At 39.5% G+C, this 17,758-nt stretch carries 21 protein-coding genes; 20 read left to right on the top strand and 1 reads right to left on the bottom strand.

The features are described 5' to 3' along the window. Positions 1–53: 53 nt before the first annotated feature. The 5 genes from PHY84_RS11195 (at position 54) to PHY84_RS10960 (ending at position 3,250) form a co-directional block, all read left to right on the top strand. Positions 54–335, top strand: a complete 282-nt coding sequence (locus tag PHY84_RS11195; RefSeq protein ID WP_363317911.1) for an SPASM domain-containing protein — start codon at positions 54–56, stop codon at positions 333–335. Positions 336–446: 111 nt separating this feature from the next. Beyond that, positions 447–875 (top strand): hypothetical protein, encoded by a 429-nt coding sequence (locus tag PHY84_RS10975; protein ID WP_299859754.1) that lies wholly within the window; start codon positions 447–449, stop codon positions 873–875. 168 nt (positions 876–1,043) lie between these two features. Beyond that, entirely contained in the window at positions 1,044–1,925 is an 882-nt protein-coding gene (gene htpX, locus PHY84_RS10970; protein ID WP_299859752.1) for a protease HtpX, read from the top strand. Positions 1,926–1,984: 59 nt separating this feature from the next. Further along, the gene (locus PHY84_RS10965; protein WP_299859751.1) at positions 1,985–2,869 is read left to right on the top strand and encodes a DnaJ C-terminal domain-containing protein; all 885 of its coding nucleotides are present in this window, start codon (positions 1,985–1,987) and stop codon (positions 2,867–2,869) included. Between the two features lie 3 nt (positions 2,870–2,872). Continuing rightward, complete coding sequence (locus tag PHY84_RS10960; RefSeq protein WP_299859750.1) at positions 2,873–3,250, top strand: helix-turn-helix transcriptional regulator; 378 nt, start codon at positions 2,873–2,875, stop codon at positions 3,248–3,250. 1 nt (position 3,251) lies between these two features. Here the strand turns inward: PHY84_RS10960 and murA are convergent, their stop codons facing one another. Next, complete coding sequence (gene murA / locus PHY84_RS10955; protein WP_299859748.1) at positions 3,252–4,523, bottom strand: UDP-N-acetylglucosamine 1-carboxyvinyltransferase; 1,272 nt, start codon at positions 4,521–4,523, stop codon at positions 3,252–3,254. An 86-nt stretch (positions 4,524–4,609) separates the two neighbouring features. Here murA and PHY84_RS10950 point away from each other — a divergent pair, with 86 nt between their 5' ends. The 15 genes from PHY84_RS10950 (at position 4,610) to PHY84_RS10880 (ending at position 17,598) form a co-directional block, all read left to right on the top strand. After that, positions 4,610–5,038 (top strand): hypothetical protein, encoded by a 429-nt coding sequence (locus tag PHY84_RS10950; RefSeq protein ID WP_299859746.1) that lies wholly within the window; start codon positions 4,610–4,612, stop codon positions 5,036–5,038. Between the two features lie 3 nt (positions 5,039–5,041). Then, entirely contained in the window at positions 5,042–5,761 is a 720-nt protein-coding gene (locus tag PHY84_RS10945) for an exonuclease domain-containing protein (protein ID WP_299859744.1), read from the top strand. Positions 5,762–5,929: 168 nt separating this feature from the next. After that, positions 5,930–6,319, top strand: coding sequence for a hypothetical protein (locus PHY84_RS10940; protein WP_299859743.1), 390 nt, complete (start codon positions 5,930–5,932; stop codon positions 6,317–6,319). Then, positions 6,309–6,896 (top strand): 16S rRNA (guanine(966)-N(2))-methyltransferase RsmD, encoded by a 588-nt coding sequence (gene rsmD / locus PHY84_RS10935; RefSeq protein WP_299859742.1) that lies wholly within the window; start codon positions 6,309–6,311, stop codon positions 6,894–6,896. Before PHY84_RS10940 ends, rsmD begins: the two co-directional genes overlap by 11 nt. Before the next feature lie 45 nt (positions 6,897–6,941). Continuing rightward, a complete protein-coding gene (locus tag PHY84_RS10930) occupies positions 6,942–7,985 on the top strand; it encodes a flagellar basal body P-ring protein FlgI (RefSeq protein ID WP_299859740.1) in 1,044 nt (347 codons plus the stop codon). After that, positions 7,985–8,290, top strand: a complete 306-nt coding sequence (locus tag PHY84_RS10925; protein WP_299859738.1) for a rod-binding protein — start codon at positions 7,985–7,987, stop codon at positions 8,288–8,290. The genes PHY84_RS10930 and PHY84_RS10925 overlap by 1 nt, the downstream gene beginning before the upstream one ends. A 78-nt stretch (positions 8,291–8,368) precedes the next feature. Then, a complete protein-coding gene (locus tag PHY84_RS10920; RefSeq protein ID WP_299859737.1) occupies positions 8,369–8,578 on the top strand; it encodes a flagellar biosynthesis anti-sigma factor FlgM in 210 nt (69 codons plus the stop codon). Between the two features lie 29 nt (positions 8,579–8,607). Beyond that, on the top strand, positions 8,608–9,036 hold the full coding sequence (locus tag PHY84_RS10915; protein ID WP_299859736.1) for a hypothetical protein: 429 nt from the start codon (positions 8,608–8,610) through the stop codon (positions 9,034–9,036). A 1-nt stretch (position 9,037) separates the two neighbouring features. Further along, complete coding sequence (flgK, locus tag PHY84_RS10910; RefSeq protein ID WP_299859734.1) at positions 9,038–10,924, top strand: flagellar hook-associated protein FlgK; 1,887 nt, start codon at positions 9,038–9,040, stop codon at positions 10,922–10,924. Positions 10,925–10,932: 8 nt separating this feature from the next. After that, entirely contained in the window at positions 10,933–11,730 is a 798-nt protein-coding gene (locus PHY84_RS10905; protein ID WP_299859732.1) for an ABC transporter permease, read from the top strand. A gap of 41 nt (positions 11,731–11,771) precedes the next feature. After that, positions 11,772–12,341, top strand: coding sequence for an aminodeoxychorismate/anthranilate synthase component II (locus tag PHY84_RS10900; protein WP_299859730.1), 570 nt, complete (start codon positions 11,772–11,774; stop codon positions 12,339–12,341). After that, positions 12,338–13,531, top strand: coding sequence for a hypothetical protein (locus PHY84_RS10895; protein ID WP_299859728.1), 1,194 nt, complete (start codon positions 12,338–12,340; stop codon positions 13,529–13,531). The genes PHY84_RS10900 and PHY84_RS10895 overlap by 4 nt, the downstream gene beginning before the upstream one ends. Positions 13,532–13,618: 87 nt before the next feature. Continuing rightward, the gene (locus PHY84_RS10890; protein ID WP_299859726.1) at positions 13,619–14,953 is read left to right on the top strand and encodes an ATP citrate lyase citrate-binding domain-containing protein; all 1,335 of its coding nucleotides are present in this window, start codon (positions 13,619–13,621) and stop codon (positions 14,951–14,953) included. Between the two features lie 9 nt (positions 14,954–14,962). After that, positions 14,963–16,777 carry a citrate/2-methylcitrate synthase gene (locus PHY84_RS10885; RefSeq protein ID WP_299859725.1) on the top strand — a complete coding sequence of 605 codons (1,815 nt, stop codon included), beginning with the start codon at positions 14,963–14,965 and terminating at the stop codon, positions 16,775–16,777. A 137-nt stretch (positions 16,778–16,914) separates the two neighbouring features. Next, positions 16,915–17,598 (top strand): type II secretion system protein, encoded by a 684-nt coding sequence (locus tag PHY84_RS10880; protein WP_299859724.1) that lies wholly within the window; start codon positions 16,915–16,917, stop codon positions 17,596–17,598. The last annotated feature ends 160 nt before the right edge of the window (positions 17,599–17,758 follow it).

Here is a 17,758-nt window from a genome sequence, read left to right as displayed (position 1 = left end):
CAAATCCTTACCAACATAGCCAATATCCATAAAAATCTCAAGACTTCAAAGGAATTACAACATCTTGTCGCTGTTATCGGTGCTTACACCAAAAAAGAGCTGGGTTTTATGTGCGAAAGTTGAGTATTTTAAATTCTAAGATTTTTAAAGAAGTTTCAAGTTTTTCATCTTTAACAAATGAAGAGTGCAGCGTATGCCCTATAAAATTACTATGTGGTGGGGCTTGTCGGGCAAGATCATATCTGGAAACAGGAAGCCTATTTAAAAACAGCGAATTTTGTAGCTATGAGAAATTGGCTTATATAAATGGTATTTTTGAAAATTCAGAATTTTGAAAAAACTATCTTACTTGCTTAATCATTCCAAAACTTCGCATTAGGAATGGACATGATTATTTTTGATATCAAATATCGTAAAAATATAAAATTTGTATACGAGGTGATTTTATGAAAAAATTAATTTTAATCGTGAGTCTTATAAGTTTGGTATATGGAAATGAACAAACAACTAAAGAGCCTTATGACCTACAAAAAGATTGGATTTATAATGGCTGTAGAGATGTGCTTGCCGATAAATGGACAGGTGAAAGAAATTTAGTATTTGGAATGGCGGTTGCAAAAAAAGATGCAACATTGGATTTATTAAGATTGATGTCAATGAGAGTGGTTAATGGTGTCGATGAAAAGTCGGTTTGCAAATGGTATTTAGATGTTGCAACTGATGCTAACTTCTCTTCCACATATATAAAATCACTTGCAGATTCTAGATTTTATTTTTTAGATATTGTTGAAAGAAGTGCAGTAAAAGATAATGGTGAATCTTATGAAAAATTTGAAGACAATTTGCAAAAAATTAGACAATTGTTTAAAAAATAACAACACTATTTGAAAAAGTGGTTCAGACATCGAGAATATCCCAGAAATTGTCAAGATAACAGATGTTATTTAAGTGAAAGTATTAACATGTGTTAGACTTAATTTGCTGTATGAGTTATCTATTAATCTACTCTTATTATAATTTTTTAAAAAATCAAGGAATAGATGATGTTCAAAAGAGTTGGGCTTTTTTTACTTACAAATATAGCTGTTATGGTTGTCATTGGTATAGTTGTAAGAGTTCTTGGAGCGGATAAGTTCTTGAGTGCAAATGGCATAGATTTGCCTACGCTTTTTCTTTTTTCCGCAATAGTGGGCTTTAGCGGTTCGATTATCTCTTTGCTTATGTCAAAGCAGATGGCAAAGATGTCTGTCGGTGCCGTAGTTATAACAAACCCATCAAACCAAGATGAGTTTTGGTTGGTAGATACCGTGGCTAGACTATCACATAAAGCCGGTATAAAAATGCCTGAAGTTGCGATTTTTGAAGATATGAGCCCAAATGCTTTTGCAACCGGTGCTTTTAAAAACGATGCTTTGGTTGCGGTGAGCCGCGGGCTTCTAGGAAGCATGAACCAAAAAGAGGTCGAAGCGGTTTTAGGACATGAGATAGGGCATGTTGCCAACGGCGATATGGTAACACTCACGCTTCTGCAAGGCGTGGTAAATACCTTTGTGGTCTTTTTTGCCCGTATTATCGGTTATGTGGTCGATAGGGTAATACTCAAAAACAGGAATGAGGGCGTAGGTATAGGCTACATGATAGCAAGTGTTGCGGCGGAGATAGTTTTGGGTGTTTTGGCATCTATGGTAGTGATGGCATTTTCAAGATATAGAGAGTACAGAGCCGATGAGGCAGGGGCAAATCTCTCAAGTACGCAAAACATGATAGCTGCACTAGAAGCTCTTAGAAGAAGCAATGATGAGCCGCACTTACCCGAAGCTATCAAGGCTTTTGGCATCAACGGCAAGGGATTTGCGGCACTCTTTAGCACCCACCCCTCACTCGAAGATAGGATAGAAAAGCTAAAAAATCATCATAAGGGTTGATTGACATCCACTCAACCCTTGTGATATAATCTCGCTTAATTATTTTATAGGATATCACCATGGGCAAATCATTATATGAAACATTAGAAATATCAGAGAACGCAAGTGAAGCAGAGATTAAAAAAGCGTATAGAAAATTAGCAAGACAGTACCATCCGGATGTAAACAAAGACAAAGGTGCGGAGGATAAGTTCAAAGAGATTAACGCGGCTTATGAGATACTCAGCGACAAACAGAAAAAAGCGCAATACGATGCGCATGGCGACAGCATGTTTGGCGGGCAGAATTTCCATGATTTCTCTCGTTCACACGGTGGCGGCGGGGCAGATTTGGATGAGATTTTGCGCAGTATGTTTTCAGGCGGTGGCTTTGGCGGCTTTAGCGGCGGGGGATTTGGCGGTGGAGGCGGCTTTGGCGGTTTTTCACAACAGAGACAGCAGCCAAATCTTGACATAGAAACAAGCGTCACTATCCCTTTTAGCGTCTCTATTTTGGGTGGTTCTCACTCAGTTGCGGTTAACGGCGAACGCTTTGACATTAAGATTCCAGCAGGTGTCAACAGCGGCGAGAAGATGCGCGTAAAAGGCAAAGGACACGCTCAGGGCGGGCGTGCAGGAGACCTTTTTTTAAAGATAAATGTTGCCTCTAACCCTGAATATACCAGAGAAAATGATGACTTGGTAAAACGCTTTGATGTGCCGCTTTATGCTGCGCTTTTTGGCGATACGGTGGCTATCCAAACACTCGAAAGAGAGATAAAGCTTAAAATTCCGCAAAACACCAAAAATGGACAGAGATTTCGTGTTAAAGAGATGGGAGCGATGAACCGTAAAACAAAAGAGCGGGGTAACCTCTATCTTGAGGCAAATATCATCTTGCCAAAAGCAGAAGAGCTGGATTCAAAACTAGCAGAGCTTATGAAAGAAAAATTACCGAAGGAGTAAGAGATGATGCACCAGTACGATGAGCCGGTCTATCTTATAAGTATAGTGGCAAAGATTTTAGATATCCATCCGCAAACACTTAGGCAGTATGAGAGAGAAAATCTTCTTGCTCCCTCAAGGTCAAGCGGCAAGATAAGACTCTACTCCCAAAGGGACATCGACAGAATTAAGCTTATTTTGCGGCTTACTCGTGATCTTGGCGTGAACTTGGCAGGAGTTGATATCATCTTGCGACTTAAAGAGAGTGTTGATGGCATGGAAAAAGATATGCTCGATTTGCGAGAGGAGCTCTTAAGAGCAAAAAACTCCCAAGCCATTTCCAGAGACAAGGCACTAGTGGCGAAAAAAAGTATCTACGAGATGATTATTTTTGAGAAATAATCTACTCCCTTAATCTCTGTATATCCGCCCCTACTGCTTGAAGCTTCTTCTCTAGCGAGTCGTAGCCGCGGTCTAGGTGGTAGATGCGGTGCACGGATGTTACGCCATCTGCCACAAGACCTGCTAGGACAAGTGCACTTGATGCACGCAAGTCTGTTGCCATAACGTCCGTTCCGCTTAATTTTGATTTTCCGTTGACGGTAGCAATATTTCCGTTGAGTGAAATATCTGCGCCCATTCTTTGAAGTTCACTCACGTGCATAAAACGGTTTTCAAAAAGTCTCTCTTCTATGATAGAGGTACCGTCTGCCTGTGTTGCAAGAGCCAAAAACTGTGCCTGCATATCTGTTGGAAATGCGGGATACTCTTGTGTGACTATTTTGACATGCTTTATAACTTCTGAGGGATGGATGGTTATGGAGTTTTCTGTAATGGTAAATTTGCTTCCCATCTCTTCAAGCTTAGAGAGTACAGCGCCTAGATGTTTTGCATTTGCATTTTTAAGAGTAAGTTCCGATCTTGTGATAGCACCTGCACAAAGGTATGTACCGGCTTCGATGCGATCTGGTATAACACTAAATGGCTCTATCTCTAAAAGCGCACCGTTTGTTCCGTGGATAGTCAAGATGGCTGTTGCGATACCTTCTATCTTAACGCCGCTTGCATTTAGTATCTCACAAAGCTGTACAACCTCCGGCTCTCTTGCGGCGTTTGTTATGGTTGTCACTCCCTTTGCAAGAGCTGCTGCCATAACTATGTTGGCTGTTCCCGTAACGGTTATTTTGTCAAAGATGATATTGCATCCATGAAGCCCTTCTGGTGCGATAGCATGGATATAGCCGGCCTCGATGTTGATAACTGCCCCCATCTGTTCAAGTGCTTTGAGGTGCAAGTCAACCGGTCGCTGTCCTATGGCACATCCCCCCGGCAAAGAGACTTCACAATGCCCAAATCTTGCCAAAATCGGACCAAGTACAAGGATGGAAGCACGCATGGTTCTGACGATGTCATAGGTTGCTTTTGTTTGCGTTAGGGTTCTGGTATCTATGGTTGTGCTTGCCTCTTCCCCCCACTCGGAGACACACCCTGCTCCGAGATTTGAGAGAAGTTTTAAAAGAGTTTTGATATCTGCCACGTGAGGTAAATTTTTTATAGTAACTCTGTTTTTAGCAAGTATCGTCATTGCGATAAGCGGAAGAGCGGCATTTTTTGCACCTGAAATTTTTATCTCTCCGTGCAGAGGATTGGTTTTTTTTATTTGTAAGTAGTCCATATTTATCTTTGTGATTGAAGTTTGAAATTGTATCTAAAATAGTTCGTGTTTTTGGTATAATCCACTAAGTCAACATAGGAAAAACGATGAGTTCAGCCTTAGATAGATTGAAAAGTTTAACCAATAAAATCTCAAGTTACGAGCGTGCCAGAAAAGACAACTTGGCTATACTGCAAACTCTTTATACTGAACTTGGTATCCATCAAAAAGTGGATGATTTCAGCGAGCTTTTCAACTTTAAAGCTATAAACCTCTCAGGCGCATCACTTCAAAGTGAGAATTTGGGAGAGGTAAAAAAGGGAAAATACCTTCAGATACTCGCCATTGGCTATGACAAAGATGCGGTTGTAAAGAGCAAAAATGTCTCTTTGGGCTACTTTGGAAAAGCTGAAAGTGTTGATACTCTACTCAAAGACAAAGTAGTGGAGTTTATCATTCGGTTTCGTTTTGAGAAGAGTTTTATGACGCTTGAACATTATTATGTTATGTTAGAATCTTTTCAAAATGTTGAGTGAAATTTGCTGATATTTTTGGATGTAGAGACAACAGGCTTGGAGGGTGGCGATAAAATCTGCTCTATCGGTCTTATCGGTGTTGGCGAAAATGAGCTTTTTTCGGTTTATGAACTTATAAATGAGGGTAAAAAGATTTCCCCAAAAGCTTCAAGCATCAACCACATTACCAACGAAATGCTTCAAGGCAAACCACCTCTTAAAGAGAGTACGGCATGGAAATTTTTGCAAGAACATAACCATGCAGATGCAACGCTAATAGCGCATAACGTGAACTTTGATATGAAAATGCTTCTTAGGAGCGGGTTTGTCTGGATGGGCAATAGCATCGACACGCTTAGAGTAACCAAGCATCTCATACCGGAGTGCGACTACTTTTCTCTACAGTTTTTACGCTATGAGCTTAAACTCTACAAAGAGGAAAAAAAAGAGGCATTGCGCTATCCACAACTTAAAAATGAGTGCAATATTGTTCCGCACAATGCACTAAGCGATGCACTCTTTACCAAACTTCTCTATGAGTATCTTTTGGAGATAAAAGGATATGAAGAGCTTGTAAAACTTACTAAAAAAAATGTGCTTGTCGCAAAACTTGATTTTGGCAAATATAGCGGTCGTTATATAGAAGAGATTGCGATGTATGAGAGAGGATATCTGGAGTGGGTACTCTCAAATATAACAGATTTGGACGAAGATTTGCGTTATAGCATAGAGAGATATTTATAAAATAGACTTCTTTCATAACCTCTGTTTATTCTCTTAGGCTTCACGGTGGGTACCCCAAATCTAGCAAGCTAGATTTGACCCTTCCGTTGCAGAATCGTTCACAAACAGAGGTTATGAAAGAAGTTTAATGTTATACTTTCGCAAAAATAAAATCTGCAAGGGGTCTTTTTGAGAGTAGCTGTTGAGTGCAAATCGCCGCTTTTGCAAAAATCACTGGAAATTTTTTTGCAGAAGCATCTTAGCTCTTTAAAAAATTGCGATATCGTGGTTCGGGATATAAAAATGCCAAACGATGAAAGAAATTTTTATATTTCAAGTGCAAAAGATGCAGATTTAATGAAACCTTTTTCAAAAGCACAACTTATTTTGGCGTTAGAGAAGCGCTGTGGTGTGTTGCATGGTACGCAAGAAACGCCTTTTACAAAGTTGCATTTAGCTTATGAAGAGGATGATGAAGAGCATCTGGATTTTGCTATTTTGCAAAAACGCATAGAGGTGTTGACAAAAGAGTATCAAGACAATATTTTAAGAGCAGTGCGAGCGTTTTATGAAAAGTAGTCCGATGACCAAAAAGATAGTAGCCGGAAGATTTAAAAACAAGGTTTTAAAACTCCCCTCAAAAACAACGACAAGAAGCTCCAAAGCTATAGTTTTAGAGTCCTTTTTCAACACTATTCAGTTTGATATCATTGATGCCACTTTTGTGGAACTTTTTTCAGGAAGCGGCTCTGTCGGGCTTGAAGCGCTTAGTCGCGGTGCTAAAAAAATCATTTTTATGGAGCGTGATAACGAGGCACTTAAGATTCTCAAAGCAAACATTGCGCAAACTGACCCGTCTATGTGTGAAGTCTATAGCGGCGATACCTTCTCAAATATCGCTTTAGTGGTTAAAGCGCTTCAAAGAAAGGGTGAGGATGCATACTTTTACATCGACCCGCCTTTTAGCATACGTGATGGGATGGAAGATATCTACGATAAAACCATCGCGCTTATCGCCTCACTTCCAAAAGAGTGCGTAAAACTCATAATTATAGAGCATATGAGTACTCTTGAACTGCCGCAAAATATCGGCATCTTCACTATGAAAAAATCAAAAAAATTTGGAAATACATCACTCACTTATTACTTCAGTTAAAATTGGAATAGTAGTTGCTTGAAATGTCCTAGTTAAGGATGTATTATGCGAACAATTATTCTATTTTTACTTACTCTCTCAACACTCTTTGGCGCAAAGATAGACGATGTTGCCAATATTGTCGGAGTGAGGGATAACCACCTCATTGGATACTCTTTAGTTGTAGGTCTTGAAAAAACGGGTGATGGCACAACCTCAAAATTTACGCTCCAATCCATAGCAAACATGTTAAAAGCGATGAATATCGATATGAAACCCATAGACATTAAGTCAAAAAACGTTGCGGCGGTTGTTGTTACGGCAGAACTTGCTCCTTTTGCAAGACAGGGCGATAAAATCAACATAACGGTCTCTTCCATAGGTGACGCAAAATCTCTTGAGGGCGGAACGCTTTTGATGACACCGCTTAAGGGGGTTGATGGAAAGATTTATGCCCTTGCGCAAGGTGCACTGAGTATAGGCGGGCGAAATGTTAAAGGTGCCGACAAATCACATCCGACTACCGGTGTTATATATGAGGGCGGCTTGGTGGAGAGGGAGATTCCCATTGATTTGTATAACCAAGAGTACGTAACACTCTCTTTAAAAGAAGCAAACTTTAAAAACAGTGTTTCTATACAAAAAAGTCTCAACAACTTCTATAGTACAGAGGTTGCCGTAGCAATGGACTCAAGAACCGTTAAGCTCAAAAAACCGCAAAACAAAACTATGATTGAATTTTTAGCAGAGGTTCAGGGGTTGGATATCGAGCATGAAGTGCAAGATAGAATTGTTATCAATGAGCGTACGGGGACGATTGTTTCGGGAGTTGATATTTTTATCAAGCCAATTATGATGACTCACGGTGATATTACCATTAAAATAACTGAACAAGATGATGTCAGTAAGCCTGCCGGTTCTATGGTGGTGGATAAAAATATGATTATAGGGCTTAATGAAAACGAGATTTATGCAAAAACAGGAACAACAACGGTCGCAAATCTGGTTCGATCGTTGCAAAAACTCGGAGCAACGCCAAAAGATATCATCTCCATCTTAGAAGCCATGAAGAGTGCAGGAAGCATCTCTGCTGAATTGAAGTTGATCTAATGTACGGCGCAAATAGTATAAACCTCCAAGCCACGCTCCTTTCGCAGCAGCAGCAAATACCAAAGATTGATGCAAATGCCGAGGATGTAAAACTGAGAGAGCAGACCGATGCTTTTGAGTCTATTATCATTAAGATGATTATGGATAATACGATGGAAGATGAGAAAAATATTTTTTCGGATGCAAATGACCCGGGAGATAAAATCTATAAGTCTATGTACCGAGACGAGCTTGCAAAGGCGAGTGCGGGCGGTTTTGGATTTTCTCAGATGCTTTATGACTTTTTAAGTCAGAAGCGCCCTTAAGTCCTTAATTTTTTCTCTTTTATGCCGATATGGTTTGATAAGAATTATAGTGACAAACGAAAGAGAAAAGGATAGAAGATGATTTCACAGCTAAATGGTGCAAACATACGCACTGCTTACGCAAATAGCCTTGGCGAAAACAAAGAGAGTACGCAGAAGAGTGGTTTTAGTGTTTCAAAGCAAGGTGATTTAAGCAAAGTTGACCAGATTAAAGAGGCTTTGGCGTCTGGCGAATACAAGATAAATTTACAAGCTCTTTCAGAGAAAATGGCTCAAGAGTTATTGTAGGTTTTAAACCAAACGAAAAGGATTAGAGTATGCTTTCATATCATTTGCGGAGTGCCCTTAGTGATTTAAGGGACTTGATTACAATTACAGAATCTGACATAGAAGATATAAAAATGGCAAATCATAATCCGCAGTTTGATAGACTTGGCCTCAAAGAGGAGAAACTAAAGAGCTTTGAAGCCAAAAAAGCTATGATTGACCATGAGATAGCTTTCCTAATCGCAGCAAATCCCAAAACGGAGCTGTCGGAGCTTTTAAATGAGGAACAACATACATCTTTGGGGGAACTTAAAAAAGAACTCCAGAATCTTCGTGATGCAAACAAACGCTATGCGAAGCTTGTTTTGGCAGTGAGCAATCTTTACAACACTTTTTTAGAAAGAGTAATGCCAACGGAGATGCAAGGGTATAGCAAAGTTGCTTCCAAAGAGGCAGCATTTTTAAAAGTGAGAGTATAAGATGGGTGCTTCTATATTTAGTACGTTGGGTGTAGGCTATAGTGGGTTAAGCGCCGCTCAAATGGGAGTAAATACAACAAGCCACAACATTACGAATGCTGAGAGTGAAGGCTACTCAAGACAGCGGGTTGTGCAATCTTCGACAACACCTCTGTTTTTGGCGCCGGGCAATGTAGGCAGCGGAACACAGATTATGGATATTGCTAGGATATTTGATAATTTTGTTTATGATAGATACACGGGCATATCGTCAGAGAAAGAGTACTCTGATTTTACAAAAACAACACTTGAGACGCTCTCTACCTACTTTCCTGAGATAGACGGAGTCGGTATTAAGGCTGATTTGCAAGAGTATTTCAATATGTGGCAAACTTTTGCAGACAATCCCGACAATGATGCCATAAAATTGGCGCTTGCAAAGCAGACAGAAGCGCTTTCAAATGGTATTGTCGCAACACAAAGTAAGATTATAGACCTTCAGTCAACACTAAACGAGCAGCTTAAAACAAACGTTGATGAGGTCAATTCTCTTGCAAAACAGCTCGCAGATATCAATACTTCAATAGAGATTGCAGAGGCGGGTACAGCCTATACGGCAAATGATTTGAGAGATAAAAGAAACCTGATAGAACTAAATTTGGCAAAACTTATCGGTGCTAATTCTATCAACGGGCAGATTGAGTCCAATATCGGTATAGACAGCTCTTCTAGTGAAAACAGCGGAAGCTATACACTTAATGTAAATGGATTTAACATCGTCGATGGCGGCACGTATCACCCTATCCACATTTCAAGTGCTCAAAACTCAAATGGTTTTTATGAGCTCTCTTATGAGAGACAAGACGGTGTTTTGATTCCTATGGGTGAGAAGGTGGCTGGTGGGAGAATCGGCGCTATTCTTGATTTGAGAGGCGATAAAATTTTAAGTGACTCCTCTGGAATTCCATCCAATGGGACACTGCAAAAAATTATTGATGAGATGAATGCATTCGCTACGGCACTTATTGAATCAACAAACAATCTTTATGCTTCAGGTGCGACAACAAGAATGGACTCCAACAAGCTTGATATAAGTGAAACACAGGTACTTTTAGACACTTCACTCAACATCAAACATGGCTCTTTTGATATCGTTATCTACGATATAGACGGAAATATTGCTGCTAGAAAAAGTATCAACATTGATAGCCTTACAACCATGACAGGGGTCGCAGGCTCAAACTCCATAGAGGGACAGATTGCAGCGCAAAGCGATGACAATGCTGATGGTAACGCGAACAATGATGTTGATGATTTTCTACAGTTTCACTGGGCAACAAATGCAAATGGCGAGAACTCTTTAGAATTTGTTATGGATGGCGTTTATGCGGCAAAAGGGTATATGTTTGCTATAGAGGATAACTTTTCGACATCAGGATTTGATTCAAGTTCAAACTTTGCTGGAGCGCTTGGTCTTAGTAGATTTTTTGACGGTAATAACGCTTCAAATATTAATCTTAACAATGAACTTAGAGAAAATCCTACAAACATAGTAGCTGGCAAATCCCCGGTCTCTGGTGACAACACTTTGGCGCTAAATATGGTTCAGCAACAGTTTGAAGAGTATGCTTTTGATGTTGCAGGACTCTCTTACAAATCAACACTTTACGGTATGTTTGATGTTGTTGCAACAGAAGTTGGTGTAAGGACAAATGAGGCGATTTTAAACAATCAAACCATCACAGCGCAGTTTAACGCTACAGAACTTGAGTACACCTCAGTTTCCAAAGTCAGTATCGATGAGGAGCTGGCAAATCTTATCAGGTATCAAACATCCTATGGAGCAGCTTCAAAAATCATCACAACCATAGATCAGATGATGCAGACACTTCTTGGAATCAAGCAGTAGTACGAAAGATGCCAAAATTTAGCGTCTTTGTTCTTTTTTTTATCGTTATTTTCTCATTCTTTGGCTCTTTTGTTTATGGTGTCGATGCTTACGCACTAAGAGCCGATGCCATTTTGGTTGCACCCTCTTTAGAGTATCCTCTTGGTACGGACAGGCTTGGCAGAGATATACTTGCAAGGCTGATAGAGGGTGGAAAAGTTTCTCTTATCATAGGTGTCGGAAGCGCTTTCATTGCCTCTTTGATAGGGCTTTTGCTTGGTTCTATAGCGGGCTATTTTCGCGGTGCTATCGATAATGGTTTTGTTGTTTTGGTTGATCTCTTTTTGACCTTTCCTACCTTTTTTCTTCTTTTGGCACTTGTGAGCTATGTAAATGCTTCCTCATGGGTTCTCATAGTCATTATCTCCATTACGGGCTGGATGACGACAGCAAGGCTTATCCGTTCAGAGAGCTTTCAAATCACCTCTAAGCCATACATAAAAATACTTAACATTGCAAAAGTAAACAAGCTAAAGATTCTCTTCAAGTACTACGCTCCGCTGCTAGCGCCCATCTACTTTGTAAGCTTTACTTTTGGCGTTGGTGGTGCGATTTTGGCGGAATCGGGACTTAGCTTTTTAGGACTTGGCATCGTAGCACCGCAGATGAGTTGGGGTACAATCCTTAGCAGCGGAAAAGATGTTGTAGAAATAGCGTGGTGGGTAAGTTTTTTCCCGGGACTTATGATATTTTTAGTAACTTTTGCTCTGATAAACATCTCAAACTATCTGCAAAGCTTAACAAACCAAAAACAGATACAGAGTTGAAATAGAGTATAATCTCATCATGAAAATATGAGGAATATATAATGATTTTAATGATAGACAACTATGACAGTTTTACATACAACATCGTTCAGTACTGTAGAGAGCTTGGAGCTGATTTGAAAATCATCAGAAATGACGAGATGAGTGTTGAGGATATAGAAGCTCTGAATCCAGAAAAAATCATCATCTCTCCGGGTCCTGCAACTCCTGATGATGCAGGCGTTACACTTCAAGTTATTGAGCATTTCAGAGACAAGCTCCCTATTTTAGGCATCTGTTTGGGACATCAAAGTATCGCTCAGGCTTTTGGCGCAAAAGTAGTTCGTGCAAAAAATATGATGCATGGTAAAACTTCCATAATGCACCGCACGGGGGAGTGTAAGATTTTTGATGCCATACCCGAGGAGTTTGTAGCGACGAGATACCACTCTCTTATCGTAGAAAAAGAGTCGCTTCCCAAAAGCATAGAACCAACGGCTTACAGCACAGATGACAACGAAATCATGGCACTTAAAGTCAAAGACAAAGAGATATATGGCGTTCAATTTCATCCGGAATCTATAATGAGTCAGTATGGGCATGAGATGATAGGCAACTTTTTAAAGATATGAGTACACCTCTTGTTTTATCTTTTCTTTTAGCGATAGATGCACTGCTTTTGAGTTTTCAAATCGGTGAGCTATCTATCTCTTATGATGAAACAGTGCTTTTAAACGGTAATTTCTCTTTTTTACAGCTTCTTGTCAAAACATCTTTCTTGGTTTTTGGACAAAATGATTTTGCTCTACGCTTCCCTATGATTGTGATGCACATTATAAGCGCACTTTTACTCTACGGCATCTCCAAAGAGTACCTTAAAATAGAGCGAAACAGACTCTGGCTGCTTCTTGTTTTTATCCTTTTGCCGGGGGTAATGAGTTCAGCGATTGTTGTCAATAAAGCAGGTTTTATCCTATTTGGACTTCTTCTTTTTGTATATCTTTACAAACGTTTTTCACCACGTTTTTACTATCCGCTTTTGATTTTTTATATGCTTATTGAAGGCAGTTTTGTCTATCTTTTTATAGCAATCTCTCTCTTTGCTCTATATACAAAAAACAGAAATTTATTTTTATTCAATCTTATACTCACGGTACTCTCGCTTTTGCTTTACGGTATAGATATGCATGGCTCACCAAAAGGCTATTTCTTAGATTCTCTAGGTCTTTATGCGGCGATTTTCACCCCAATTATTTTTGTCTATCTTTTTTATGTTCTCTACAGAAGATATCTCACAAAAGAGTTGGATATACTTTGGTTTATTGCGGCAGTAGCCCTTGTTGTGTCGCTTCTTTTGTCATTTAGACAAAAAATAGCCATAGAGTATTTTGCACCCTATGTTATCCTCTCGCTTTTGCTTGTAGCGCAGACTTTTGAGCACTCATACAGAGTACGTCTCAACCAGTTTAGAAAAACTTACAAACTTATTTTTACTCTCTCTTTAGCCTTTCTTGCACTCAATAGTTCGGTCGTCTTTTTTAACAAATATCTCTATCCTGTACTAAAGCAACCTAGAAAACATTTTACCTACAAGATGCATGTGGCAAAAGAGCTAGCAGCAGAGCTTAAGAGCAGAGGAGTTGAGTGCGTAAACACAAACAAAAAAATGGCACGAAGGCTAGAGTTTTACGGTGTAACTAAATGCAACAAGTATCTACTTCATGAAAACTATCTAAATCCATCAAACATAGATAATGTAACTATAAGTTACAAAAATAGAATTGTTTATTCTGCTAATGTTACAAATATAAACATAAATTAAATCTACAGAGCAGTTCACTCCCTCAAATAGTCTCAGATTTGAAAACATGTGATACTATTTTGGAAATATTAAAAACAGGGAGTTGCAATGGCTCAAAAGGCGATTAGAGAATTTGACGCAAAGTCAATTTTGGCTAAGCATTGGGATAAATATTTTCCGAACTTTACATACGCATATGAAACAGTAATGGTTCAAAACGGATCAGAGCTTAAAAAAGCTGCAAAAGAGAAGACATGGTTAGGTGAGAAAGCGTTGGTTGCAAAGCCGGATATGCTTTTTGGTAAAAGAGGCAAAAACGGCTTGGTTCTTTTTAGAGATAAAAAACCGGGTGACGTATCTTTGGCAAAAGCAGCATCTTGGATTGACGAAAAATCAAGCGAAAAGCAGTCTGTTTACTTCTCTTTTGAGGGCGACACTCCGCATGGCGAAGCAAAAGTTGATATGCTTACTCACTTTATCGTTGAGCCGTTTACTCCACACTCTCAAGAAGAGGAGTACTACATTTCTGCCACATGTGTAGGGGACAACGATGTTCTTTATATGTCTGCAGAGGGCGGTATGGAAGTTGAAGAAAACTGGGATAAAGTTGTAGAGGTTGGATTTCCTATTACTGCAACAGAAGATGAGATAGCAGCGGGTATTCGTGCAAGCATCCCTAAAGATGTGGCACAAAAAGACAAAGAGGCGTTTGCAGAGTTTGCAATCGGCTTTTTCAAAGCATACAGAGAGCTAAATTTTGCATATTTAGAGATCAACCCGTTTGTTATGCAGGGCAACAAAATCGAACTTTTAGATATGGTTGCAAAACTTGACGATACGGCAGGTTTCTTGATGAGAGAGCAGTGGGGAGATGTTGAGTACCCTACATCTTTTGGTATGGAAGAGAAATCTCCTGAAGTTTTAGCTATCGAAGATGCAGACAGCAAGTCAGGTGCTTCACTTAAACTTACTATCTTAAAACCGGAAGCTAGAGTTTGGACGATGGTTGCAGGCGGCGGTGCCTCGGTTGTTTATGCCGACACAATCGCAGATTTGGCAGGTATCGAGGATCTTGCAAATTACGGTGAGTACAGCGGCGGACCGACTACAAGCGAGACAAAGTTCTATGCTGAGACTATCCTAGACCTTATGACAAGAGGCAAAGATGCACAAGGCAGAGATAAAGTTCTTATCATCGGCGGTGCGATTGCAAACTTTACGGATGTTGCAAAAACATTTACGGGGATTATCCAAGCATTTGAAAATTATGCTGACAAAATGAAAGCAGTAGGCATCAAGATTTATGTAAGACGCGGTGGACCAAACTATGAAAAAGGTCTCAAAGATATCAAAGAAGCAGCAGATAGACTAGGGCTTTATATCGAAGTTTACGGACCTGAAACGCATGTAACAGATATCGTGCGTATGGCATTAACAAAGTAAGGATTAGAGATGGCGCAATTATATACAAGAGAGACACAAGCAATTTTTTGGAATAACAACGCAAGTGCTATTCAAAGAATGTTAGATTATGACTACACTATCAAAAGAGCAAAACCGTCAGTAGCTGCTATCGTTGCACCTACAAGTGGCTCAAAATTTGAGAAATTCTTCTATGGACCAGATGAGATTATGATCCCTCTTTATAGAAATACAACGGAAGCAAAAGCAGCGCAGCCTCAAGCTGATGTTCTTTTGAACTTTGCATCTTTTAGAACAGCTTATGATGTGACGATGGAAGCACTTGAAATCGGCGGTTTCTCTTCTATCATGGTAACGGCTGAAGGTATTCCTGAGAGACTGGCTAGAAAGATGAATGCAACTGCAAAAGCGAAAAACGTTATCGTTATCGGACCTGCAACAGTCGGTGCAATCGCTCCGGGTGCATTCAAAATCGCAAATATCGGCGGAACAATTGAAAATATCGTTCAGTCAAAACTTCACCGTGCGGGTTCATGCGGACTTGTAACTCGTTCAGGCGGTCTTTTTAACGAACTCTCAAACATCATCGCTATCAACGCAGATGGTATCGCAGAGGGTGTTGCTATCGGGGGAGACAGATTTGTCGGTTCAGTTTTCATAGATAACCTTCTTAGAATGGAAGCAAACCCTGAAGTAAAATACATGCTTCTTTTGGGTGAAGTAGGCGGAACAGAAGAGTACAAAGTTATTGAAGCGGTAAAAAACGGACAGATTAAAAAGCCGATTATCGCATGGTGTATCGGAACTATCGCTAAGTATTATGACAGCGGCGTACAGTTTGGTCACGCAGGAGCATCTGCAAACGGCGACATGGAGACGGCAGAAGCAAAAAACAGAGCGATGAAAGAGGTTGGTATTCGTGTACCTGCATCATTTAACGACCTTCCGGAGATTATCAGTGCGGTATATCATGAACTTCATGCAAAAGGTATCATTAAAGATATCGCTGAGCCGGATATGAATGTTTGTCCAAAAGTAAGAAGAAGCAAGCAGTTTATCTGTACGATTTCTGATGACAGAGGAGATGAAGCACACTATTGCGGTTACCCAATCAGCTCGGTTGCAACACCGGATACAGGCTTTACTATCGGCGATGTTATGAGTATTTTGTGGTTCAAAAAACGCTATCCAAGATGGGCAGTTGACTTTTTGGAGACAGTTCTAAAGACAGTTGCAGACCATGGTCCGGCAGTTTCTGGCGCACACAACGCAAAAGTAACGGCAAGAGCAGGCAAAGATGTTATCAGTTCACTTATCTCCGGACTTTTAACAATCGGACCAAGATTTGGCGGCGCAATTGATGATGCGGCAAAATACTTTAAGTATGCAAACGATAACAAATTATCGCCAAATGATTTCCTAAACCATATGAAAAAAGAGGGAATCCCAATCCCGGGTATCGGACACAGAATTAAGTCTCTTAAAAACCCGGACTTACGTGTTGAAGGACTAAAGAAATTTGCGGCGGCAAACTTCCCGTCAACTCCGCTTCTTGATTATGCACTAACGGTTGAACAGTTGACAACATCTAAAAAAGAGAACTTGATTCTCAATGTTGACGGTACTATCGGTATCTTGATGGTTGATATGTGGAGAGCATTAGGATATACAGACGAGGAAATCGATGTATTTATCAATGCAGGCGCACTAAACGCATTCTTTATTTTAGGAAGAAGCATCGGCTTTATAGGTCACATCCTAGATGAAAAACGCCTCGGAATGCCTATGTACAGACATCCTATGGATGACATCTTATATGATGTCAAAAAAGCAGAAAACCTCTAGTTTTCTCCTAAATTTCAGAGAGATTGTTTCTCTCTGAACCCCTTCAAACACTTCTTCTTAGAGTTGCCGCATAAATATTTCATTATTTTCAAATCTTTCTGTTATACTTAGAGTAAATGTATCGTATTGGATTAAAAATGAAAAAAGCATTTACTATGATTGAGCTTATTTTTGTTATCGTCGTTATCGGCATACTAGCAGCAGTCATTATGCCAAGAACCGGCTCCAATAAACTGCAAGAGGCCGCAACCCAAGTTTTATCTCATATAAGATACGCACAGCATTTAGCGATAGTTGATGATAAGTTTGATCCAAATGATACAAATTTTAAAGCAAATCCAGGTTATGACGCAACAAATGATGGTAAGTGGTATAAAGAATTTTGGAGAATAAGATTTTATACTAGCAATTCAAGTGAAATTCATTATGCTGTTTTTACAGATAAAGATAGAGAAGGAAATATTGATACTTCTACTCATACTGAACCAGCATTAGATGCTCTTAGTGGAAAATATTTATATATTGGTGATATAGCTGGTGATCTTAAAAATAATGAAAAAATGGATTTAACTAAAAATTATCAAATTAATAGTATTAATACAACTTGTGATACAGTTGGTTGGAGAGAAATTTTTTTTGATAATCTAGGAAGACCATATGCTGCCTCCGTAAGTACAGGAACAAACCCACCATACTCTAACTTATTAACAGCTAATTGTGATATTACAATGACAAGTCCAGAGGGAAATGTTACGATAAGGGTGCATCCAGAAACAGGCTATTCATGTATATTAAATAGTGCAGGAACAGATTGTATCTGATTTCCTTATTTTTTTATCTACTTTTAAGAATCCTTTCCCTATAATTCCCATCCACAAACACAGAGACCTAAAGTTTAGGTTTCAAGAGGCTTTGTAACGAAGTTTCAGGGTAGTTTGAGATCATTGAAAACTAAGCAAGTAAACAGACTTTAATAACGAA

The sequence above is a fragment of the Sulfurimonas sp. genome, from assembly GCF_028694605.1.
Lineage (GTDB): Bacteria > Campylobacterota > Campylobacteria > Campylobacterales > Sulfurimonadaceae > Sulfurimonas.
This window is presented reverse-complemented; position numbering and strand designations above follow the sequence as displayed.

Excerpts from the sequence above, each read along its gene's own strand:
- PHY84_RS10960 (WP_299859750.1), top strand. The coding sequence starts at position 2,873 with ATGATGCACCAGTACGATGAGCCGGTCTATCTTATAAGTATAGTGGCA.
- PHY84_RS10905 (WP_299859732.1), top strand. The coding sequence starts at position 10,933 with ATGCCAAAATTTAGCGTCTTTGTTCTTTTTTTTATCGTTATTTTCTCA.
- PHY84_RS10915 (WP_299859736.1), top strand. The coding sequence starts at position 8,608 with ATGCTTTCATATCATTTGCGGAGTGCCCTTAGTGATTTAAGGGACTTG.
- PHY84_RS10920 (WP_299859737.1), top strand. The coding sequence starts at position 8,369 with ATGATTTCACAGCTAAATGGTGCAAACATACGCACTGCTTACGCAAAT.
- flgK (WP_299859734.1), top strand. The coding sequence starts at position 9,038 with ATGGGTGCTTCTATATTTAGTACGTTGGGTGTAGGCTATAGTGGGTTA.
- murA (WP_299859748.1), bottom strand. The coding sequence starts at position 4,523 with ATGGACTACTTACAAATAAAAAAAACCAATCCTCTGCACGGAGAGATA.
- PHY84_RS10895 (WP_299859728.1), top strand. The coding sequence starts at position 12,338 with ATGAGTACACCTCTTGTTTTATCTTTTCTTTTAGCGATAGATGCACTG.
- PHY84_RS10890 (WP_299859726.1), top strand. The coding sequence starts at position 13,619 with ATGGCTCAAAAGGCGATTAGAGAATTTGACGCAAAGTCAATTTTGGCT.
- PHY84_RS10930 (WP_299859740.1), top strand. The coding sequence starts at position 6,942 with ATGCGAACAATTATTCTATTTTTACTTACTCTCTCAACACTCTTTGGC.
- PHY84_RS10950 (WP_299859746.1), top strand. The coding sequence starts at position 4,610 with ATGAGTTCAGCCTTAGATAGATTGAAAAGTTTAACCAATAAAATCTCA.
- PHY84_RS10965 (WP_299859751.1), top strand. The coding sequence starts at position 1,985 with ATGGGCAAATCATTATATGAAACATTAGAAATATCAGAGAACGCAAGT.
- PHY84_RS10885 (WP_299859725.1), top strand. The coding sequence starts at position 14,963 with ATGGCGCAATTATATACAAGAGAGACACAAGCAATTTTTTGGAATAAC.
- htpX (WP_299859752.1), top strand. The coding sequence starts at position 1,044 with ATGTTCAAAAGAGTTGGGCTTTTTTTACTTACAAATATAGCTGTTATG.
- rsmD (WP_299859742.1), top strand. The coding sequence starts at position 6,309 with ATGAAAAGTAGTCCGATGACCAAAAAGATAGTAGCCGGAAGATTTAAA.
- PHY84_RS10900 (WP_299859730.1), top strand. The coding sequence starts at position 11,772 with ATGATTTTAATGATAGACAACTATGACAGTTTTACATACAACATCGTT.
- PHY84_RS10880 (WP_299859724.1), top strand. The coding sequence starts at position 16,915 with ATGAAAAAAGCATTTACTATGATTGAGCTTATTTTTGTTATCGTCGTT.
- PHY84_RS10975 (WP_299859754.1), top strand. The coding sequence starts at position 447 with ATGAAAAAATTAATTTTAATCGTGAGTCTTATAAGTTTGGTATATGGA.
- PHY84_RS10925 (WP_299859738.1), top strand. The coding sequence starts at position 7,985 with ATGTACGGCGCAAATAGTATAAACCTCCAAGCCACGCTCCTTTCGCAG.